This is a genomic window from Clostridium nigeriense (genome assembly GCF_900086595.1).
GTDB classification, from domain to species: domain Bacteria; phylum Bacillota; class Clostridia; order Clostridiales; family Clostridiaceae; genus Clostridium; species Clostridium nigeriense.
The window spans coordinates 1-1,155 of record NZ_LT575471.1; the positions used below are offsets into that span (position 1 = coordinate 1).

Annotated in this window: 1 rRNA gene; it reads right to left on the bottom strand. The window is 48.9% G+C overall.

Going from position 1 to position 1,155, the window contains the following annotated elements:
- Positions 1 to 1,155, bottom strand: a 23S ribosomal RNA gene (locus BN6774_RS00015); the annotation flags it as partial.

The following is a 1,155-nucleotide window of genomic DNA, read 5'->3' on the forward strand; positions in this document are numbered from 1 at the left end:
ATTGTTAAGACGGATTTGCCTATCTTAACTCCCTAAATGCTTAGACTAGCATTTCCAATCGCTAGCACATCCTATCCTTCTCCGTCACACCATCGATAATAACGATAATAGTGGTATTGGAATATCAACCAATTGTCCATCACCTACGCCTTTCGGCCTCGGCTTAGGTCCCGACTAACCCTGGGCGGACGAGCCTTCCCCAGGAAACCTTAGATTTTCGGCCTGTAAGATTCTCACTTACATCTCGCTACTAATGCCAACATTCTCACTCGTAATCAGTCCACCGCTCCTTACGGTACGACTTCAGCCCGATTACGACGCTCCTCTACCGCTCAAGTAATCTTGAGCCCGTAGCTTCGGTGGTAAGTTTGAGCCCCGGACATTTTCGGCGCAGGATCTCTCGACTAGTGAGCTATTACGCACTCTTTAAATGAGTGGCTGCTTCTAAGCCAACATCCTAGTTGTCTTAGAAATCCCACATCCTTTACCACTTAACTTACACTTTGGGACCTTAGCTGACGATCTGGGCTTTTTCCCTTTTGACCACGGATCTTATCATTCGTAGTCTGACTGCCGGACTAATAGTATATGGCATTCGGAGTTTGATAAGGTTCGGTAAGCGATATGCCCCCTAGCCCATTCAGTGCTCTACCTCCATTACTCATATCCGACGCTAGCCCTAAAGCTATTTCGAGGAGAACCAGCTATCTCCGAGTTCGATTGGAATTTCTCCGCTATCCACAGCTCATCCCATGCTTTTTCAACAGCAACGTGGTTCGGTCCTCCACGGGGTTTTACCCCCGCTTCAACCTGGCCATGGATAGGTCACCCGGTTTCGGGTCTACGGCATGCAACTAGTCGCCCTATTAAGACTCGGTTTCCCTTCGGCTCCGTACCTTAAGTACTTAACCTTGCTACATACCGTAACTCGTTGGCTCGTTCTACAAAAAGCACGTCATCACCCTCATAAGGGGCTTTGACCGGTTGTAGGCACACGGTTTCAGGTTCTATTTCACTCCCCTCCCGGGGTTCTTTTCACCTTTCCCTCACGGTACTTCTTCACTATCGGTCATCAGGTAGTATTTAGCCTTGGGAGGTGGTCCTCCCTGCTTCCCACAAGGTTTCACGTGTCTCGTGGTACTCTGGATCAGAACT